A 5,417-nucleotide genomic window follows, 5' to 3' on the forward strand; every position below is an offset into this window, starting at 1 on the left:
CGCCCCGCCCAAGCCGGCCGCGCCGCCGCCGCCGCCCGCCGACGCGGACCGCGATCCGCTGGAGTTGCTGGCCTCGCTCACCAACCGGCCGGCGCCGCCGGAGACGCCGCTCCGCATGACGTGGCGCCGCGTGAAGATCTACACGCCGTTCGCCCTGCTGCTGTTGGTCGCCCTGGTGGTGGCCCAGTCGCTGCGCCCGCTGCCCGAGCCCGAGCTCCGGTTGACGGCCAGCGAGACCTACACGTTCGACGGCGAGGCGCCGTCCGTCCCGTGGCCCGCCTCCGGGCAGTCCGCTCTGGACGTCGAGGGGCTCGGCGGTTTCGGCACCTCGGGCGAGCAGGAGCCGGTGCCGATCGCCTCGGTCGCCAAGGTGATGACGGCCTATGTCATCCTCCGCGAACACCCCATGGAGTTCGGCTCCACGGGCGCGGCCATCCCGGTCGACCAACAGGCCGAGGACGACGCGCAGTTGAGTGACGACGGCGAGTCGACCGTGGAGGTGGAGGCCGGCACGGACCTCACCCAACACGAGGCGCTCCAGGCGATCATGATCGCGTCCGCGAACAACGTGGCGCGGCTGTTGGCCCGTTGGGACGCCGGTTCGGAGGAGGCGTTCGTCGACAAGATGAACGAGACCGCCGCCGAACTCGGCATGGAGAACACCACCTACACCGACCCGAGCGGCCTCAACTCCGACACCGTCAGCACCGCCGAGGACCAGGTGCTGCTGGGCCGGGCCGCGATGGAGGACCCGGTGTTCCGGGACATCGTGGCCCAACTCTCGTACGACGACAGCCAGGGCGAGAACCACTCGAACTGGAACCAGCTCGTCTCGCCCGGCGACGTGGTCGGCATCAAGACGGGCACCACGACGGCCGCCGGCGGCAACCTGCTGTTCGCCGCCGTGCAGGACGTCGACGGCGCCCAGCAGATGATCATCGGCGCGGTGCTCGCCCAGCCCCCGCACCCGTCGGACAACTCGATCCTCACGGGCGCCCTGACCGCCGGCGGCGAGTTGATCGACTTCGCCCAGGGGACGTTGCGCGGGGAAACCCTGATCGCCGCGGGCGAGGAGGTCGGCTACGTCGACGACGGGCTCGGCGGGCGCACGCCGGTGGTGGTCACGGAGGACGTGCAGGCGGCCGGTTGGGACGGCCTGGAGGTGCGGATGGATCTGGAACCCGGGGGCGACGGCGTGCCCGCCACGGCGACGGCCGGCACCGAGGTCGGCACGTTGACCATCGGCAGCACCTCCGTACCCATCGCGCTCGGCTCGGAGCTGGCCGAACCCGGCTTCACCAGCAGGCTGCTGCGCCTGGGCTGAGGTCGCGCTAGAGTCGTTGGCCCCGTCGGCAGGGGCCAACGCCGCGCGGGGCCTTGGCTGGGAGGGTGTGCGACGACTGTGGCTCGGTCACCGCAGGATGAGGCGGCGTGGCGGGATCTCGATCCCGCCACGCGGGAGCGGCTCGACTTCCTGGACCCGGAGGATTTCACCGTGGGTCCGACCGCCGAGGCCGCCGCGCAGTGGGAACGCTTCACGGCGACCCTGGACAAGGCCGAGCGATACCGCTCGCACTGCGAGTCGCGGTAGGCCGCACACCCCCGGCCGCACACCCCCGGCCGGCGCCACGGGCGGGAGACGGCGACGCCACGGGCGGGACGCGGCGCGTTCGCGCCGGAGCCGGCGGCCGCCGCGGGCGGCGTCAACCCGCCTCTCCACCATGACCCGGACGGGGCGGTGCCGGAGAACGTCGGCGGTCGCCTCGCCCCTCACCACGCCACGATCCCCCCGAACTCACCGACGAGAGGCGTCGGTCGGCCGGGGCGTGAGGTGTCGCCGGGCGGTGGGCGGTGGGCGGGAGTGGCTTACTCTTCGCAGGACGCGGCGCGCGATTCCCTCTTCGCGCGCTTTCTCGTAGACATTTCATAGAAAGTCTTCCCGCCATGACAGACGACCTCAGCCAGGTGCGCTTTCCGGACGGATTCGTCTGGGGCACGGCGACCGCCAGCTACCAGATCGAGGGCGCGGTGCACGAGGACGGCAGGCTGCCCTCCATCTGGGACACGTTCTCGCACACCCCGGGCAGGACCGCTGGCGGCGACACCGGCGACGTCGCCGACGACCACTACCACCGCTACCCGGAGGACCTGAGCCTGCTGGCCGACCTCGGGGTCAGCCACTACCGCTTCTCGCTCGCCTGGCCCCGTATCCAGCCCGAGGGGCGCGGTCAACTCAACGGCGCCGGCGTCGACTTCTACCAGCGGCTGGTGGACGGGCTGTTGGAGTACGGCATCAAGCCGTGGGTGACGCTGTTCCACTGGGACCTGCCGCAGACCCTGGAGGACGCGGGCGGCTGGCCGGCCAGGGACACGGCGGAGCGGTTCGCCGAGTACGCGGCGCTGATCCACCAGCGGCTCGGGGACCGGGTCGCCGACTGGACCACGCTCAACGAGCCCTGGTGCGCGGCGTTCCTCGGCTACGCGAGCGGCCACCACGCGCCGGGGCGCACGGACGGCGCGGCGGCGGTGCGAGCGGCGCACCACCTGCTGCTCGGCCACGGTCTCGCGGCGCGCGCGCTGCGCGCGCAGGGCGCGACGAGCGTGGGCACCACCGTCAACCTGTACCCGGTGGACCCGGCGACGCCGGCCGAGGCCGACCAGGACGCGGCGCGCCGCATCGACGGCCTGATGAACCGCATGTTCCTGGACCCGCTGCTGCGCGGCTCCTACCCGGCCGACGTGCTCAAGGACCTGGCGGAGGTGACGGGCACCGACCACGTCCACGACGGCGACCTGGCGGTGATCTCGACACCTCTGGACTTCCTCGGCGTCAACTACTACTCGCGGCACGTGGTGCGGGCCGGCACGGCGCGCCCCGGGCAGCCGTCGCACTGGGTGGGCTCGGAGGACGTGGAGTTCGTGAAGCGGCCCGGCGTGCCGGTGACCGAGATGGGGTGGGAGATCGACCCGGACGGGCTCCACGAGACGCTGACCCGGGTGTGGCGGGAGTACGGTCCGCTGCCGCTGTACGTGACGGAGAACGGGGCGGCGTTCCCGGACGAGGTGACGGGCGACGGCCGGGTGCGGGACGAGGACCGGCGCTCGTACCTGGAGCGGCACTTCGCCGCCGCGCACCGGGCCATCGCGGACGGCGTCGACCTGCGCGGCTACTTCGTGTGGTCGCTGCTGGACAACTTCGAGTGGGCGCACGGCTATTCGAAGCGGTTCGGGATCGTGCACGTGGACTTCGAGACCCAGCGCCGCACGCTGAAGGACAGCGGCCGCTGGTTCTCCGAGGTCACCCGCGCCAACGCGCTGTAGGGCCGCCGCCCGGACCGCCCCTGCGTCAGGGGCAGGTGTCCAACAGGCGGGTCAGCTCGTCCCGTTCGGTGTCCGTGACGGTCAGCTCGTAGGTGTCCTTCACCGTCGTCCACGCGACGGCGTAGGTGCAGTGGAAGTCCTCGGCGGGGGGCAGCCACTCGTCGGGTGACTGGTCGCCCTTGGAGCGGTTGCTGGCCGCGCTGACGGCGAGGAGCTGGGGCCCCTGGAGGTCGTTGGCCAGCTCCTCGCGGCGGTCGTCCGTCCACGAGTCGGCGCCGGAGCGCCAGGCGTTGGCCAGCGGGACGATGTGGTCGATGTCCAGGTCGCCCGGGTCCTCGAAGGTCTCGCCGTCGTAGGCGCTGCGCCAACTCCCGGACGTCGGCGCGCAGTCGTCGTCCACGGCGACGTCCTCGGCGTCGCGGATCAGCACGGTCTGGCGGGTGGTGCAGCCGTCCGTGCTGGTCCAGTGGGAGAAGGCGTCCCGGGAGTAGCCGGTCATGGGGCGGGGTTCGGCGACGGTCAGGCCGGCCAGCAGCTCGCGGGCCTCGTCGGGGGCCGGCAGCCCGGGGAGGACGTCGGAGACCCCGGAGCCGCCGGCCCCCGGCGCCTCCGGGGACCCCGAGGCCCCCGAGGACTCCGAGGACTCGGACGGGCGCGCGGTGCCCCCCGTCTCGTCGTCGCCGTCCACGTCCTCCAGCGTGCAGCCGCCGACGGTCAGCGCGACCGCCGCGAGACCGATCGCCGTCCTCGTCAGCCCTCCGTGTCGGGTGCCCCGCCCGCCGCCCGCTATGACTGCTCGCATGACCGTCGCTCCTCTGTCCCGCCCTGCCACCTCTGCCAGGAAGACGGTAACAACTCCTGGTCAGGGGCGTACCATTCGGCGCGACCTGAGGTAGAGCAGGGCGCCGCCGGCCAGCAGCAGCGGCCAGAGCAGGTAGCGGCCGGAGAGCAGCAGCAGGGCGGAGACGGCGATCAGCGAGCCGAGCGCGGCGAGCCAGCCGGGGCTGCGGCGGGGCAGCAGCCGGAGCGCGGCGGCGACGCCGACGGCGTAGACCGTGACGAAGCAGCCGGTGCTGAGCAGCACCAGCGGCCGCGGGCCGGCGTCGAGGGCGGCGACGACGGCCAGCGAGAGCGCCGAGCCGCCGGCGACCAGCCCCAGGCTGCGGCGTGGCACCTCGCCGGCGACGCTGCCGCGGGCCAGCCAGCTGGGTAGCGCGCCGTCGCGGCCGAGGGCGGCGCCGAGCTTGGCGGCGCTGGCGAAGTAGGCGTTCATGGTGCCGAAGCACAGCAGCAGCGCGGGCCCGGCGGCCAGCAGCCGGGCGTCGCCGCCGAGGGCGTGGGCCATCAGCTCGCCGAGCGGGGCCTCGGTGTCGGCGGCGGCCGGGCCGAGGACGGCGACGACGGCGAAGGCCACGGCGAGGTAGAGGAGGCCGACCACCAGCACGGCGACGGCGGTGGCGCGCGGCAGGTCGCGGGCCGGCCGGCGGAACTCGCCGGCGAGGTGGGTGATGGCCTCCCAGCCGGCGAAGCTCCACACCAGCAGGGTGGCGGCGGTGCCGACGGCCGCCCAGCCGTGCGGGGCGAAGGGCTGGAGGTTGTCGACGCGGGCCTCGGGCAGCGCGAGCAGGGTGGCGCCGAGGACGAGCGTCACCAGCAGCCCGGCCAGGACGAGTTGGAGCCGGCCGGTGAGCCGCAGCCCGACGGCGTTGGCGGCCGCGACGGCGGCGATCAGGCCGGCCGCGGTGGTCACGACGGTGGTGGTGCCGCCGCCGAGGGCGGCGGCGACGTAGGCGCCGGCGAAGAGCCCGGCGGCCGGCGCGCCGACCGGCACGGCGAAGAAGAAGCACCAGCCGACGACGGCCGCCGCGCGGTCGCCGAAGGCCAGCCGGGCGTAGGTGGAGACGCCGCCGGCGTCCGGGTGGCGGGCGCCGAGGGCCGCGAAGGTGGCGGCGAGCGGCGCGGAGAGCGCGACCAGCGCCAGCCAGGCCAGCAGGGAGGCGGGGCCGGCCGCGTCGGCGGCCAGCGCCGGCAGCGCGATCACGCCGGTGCCGAGCACGGCGCCGATGTACAGGGCGGTGCCCTGGGCGGCGGTCAGC

5 protein-coding genes are annotated in these 5,417 nt (G+C 74.2%); 3 read left to right on the forward strand and 2 right to left on the reverse strand.

Annotated features, from left to right (window positions below; all coding sequences use genetic code 11):
* From E1283_RS31010 to E1283_RS31020, 3 genes are all read left to right on the forward strand, one after another.
* Nucleotides 1-1,324, forward strand: a 1,324-nt coding sequence (locus E1283_RS31010; RefSeq protein ID WP_132821501.1) for a D-alanyl-D-alanine carboxypeptidase family protein, incomplete at its 5' end; no start/stop codon positions are given.
* A 78-nt stretch (nt 1,325-1,402) separates the two neighbouring features.
* Nucleotides 1,403-1,591 (forward strand): hypothetical protein, encoded by a 189-nt coding sequence (locus tag E1283_RS31015; protein WP_132821502.1) that lies wholly within the window; start codon nt 1,403-1,405, stop codon nt 1,589-1,591.
* 353 nt (nt 1,592-1,944) lie between these two features.
* The gene (locus E1283_RS31020) at nt 1,945-3,321 is read left to right on the forward strand and encodes a GH1 family beta-glucosidase (protein ID WP_132821503.1); all 1,377 of its coding nucleotides are present in this window, start codon (nt 1,945-1,947) and stop codon (nt 3,319-3,321) included.
* A gap of 25 nt (nt 3,322-3,346) precedes the next feature.
* Here the strand turns inward: E1283_RS31020 and E1283_RS31025 are convergent, their stop codons facing one another.
* Nucleotides 3,347-4,123, reverse strand: a complete 777-nt coding sequence (locus tag E1283_RS31025) for an HNH endonuclease family protein (protein ID WP_132821504.1) — start codon at nt 4,121-4,123, stop codon at nt 3,347-3,349.
* 60 nt (nt 4,124-4,183) lie between these two features.
* On the reverse strand, nt 4,184-5,416 hold the full coding sequence (locus tag E1283_RS31030; RefSeq protein WP_132821505.1) for an amino acid permease: 1,233 nt from the start codon (nt 5,414-5,416) through the stop codon (nt 4,184-4,186).
* Between the last annotated feature and the right edge of the window lies 1 nt (nt 5,417).

Source organism: Streptomyces hainanensis (assembly GCF_004348415.1).
Classification (GTDB): Bacteria; Actinomycetota; Actinomycetes; order Streptomycetales; family Streptomycetaceae; genus Streptomyces; species Streptomyces hainanensis.

Excerpts from the sequence above, each read along its gene's own strand:
- E1283_RS31020 (WP_132821503.1), top strand. The coding sequence starts at position 1,945 with ATGACAGACGACCTCAGCCAGGTGCGCTTTCCGGACGGATTCGTCTGG.
- E1283_RS31025 (WP_132821504.1), bottom strand. The coding sequence starts at position 4,123 with ATGCGAGCAGTCATAGCGGGCGGCGGGCGGGGCACCCGACACGGAGGG.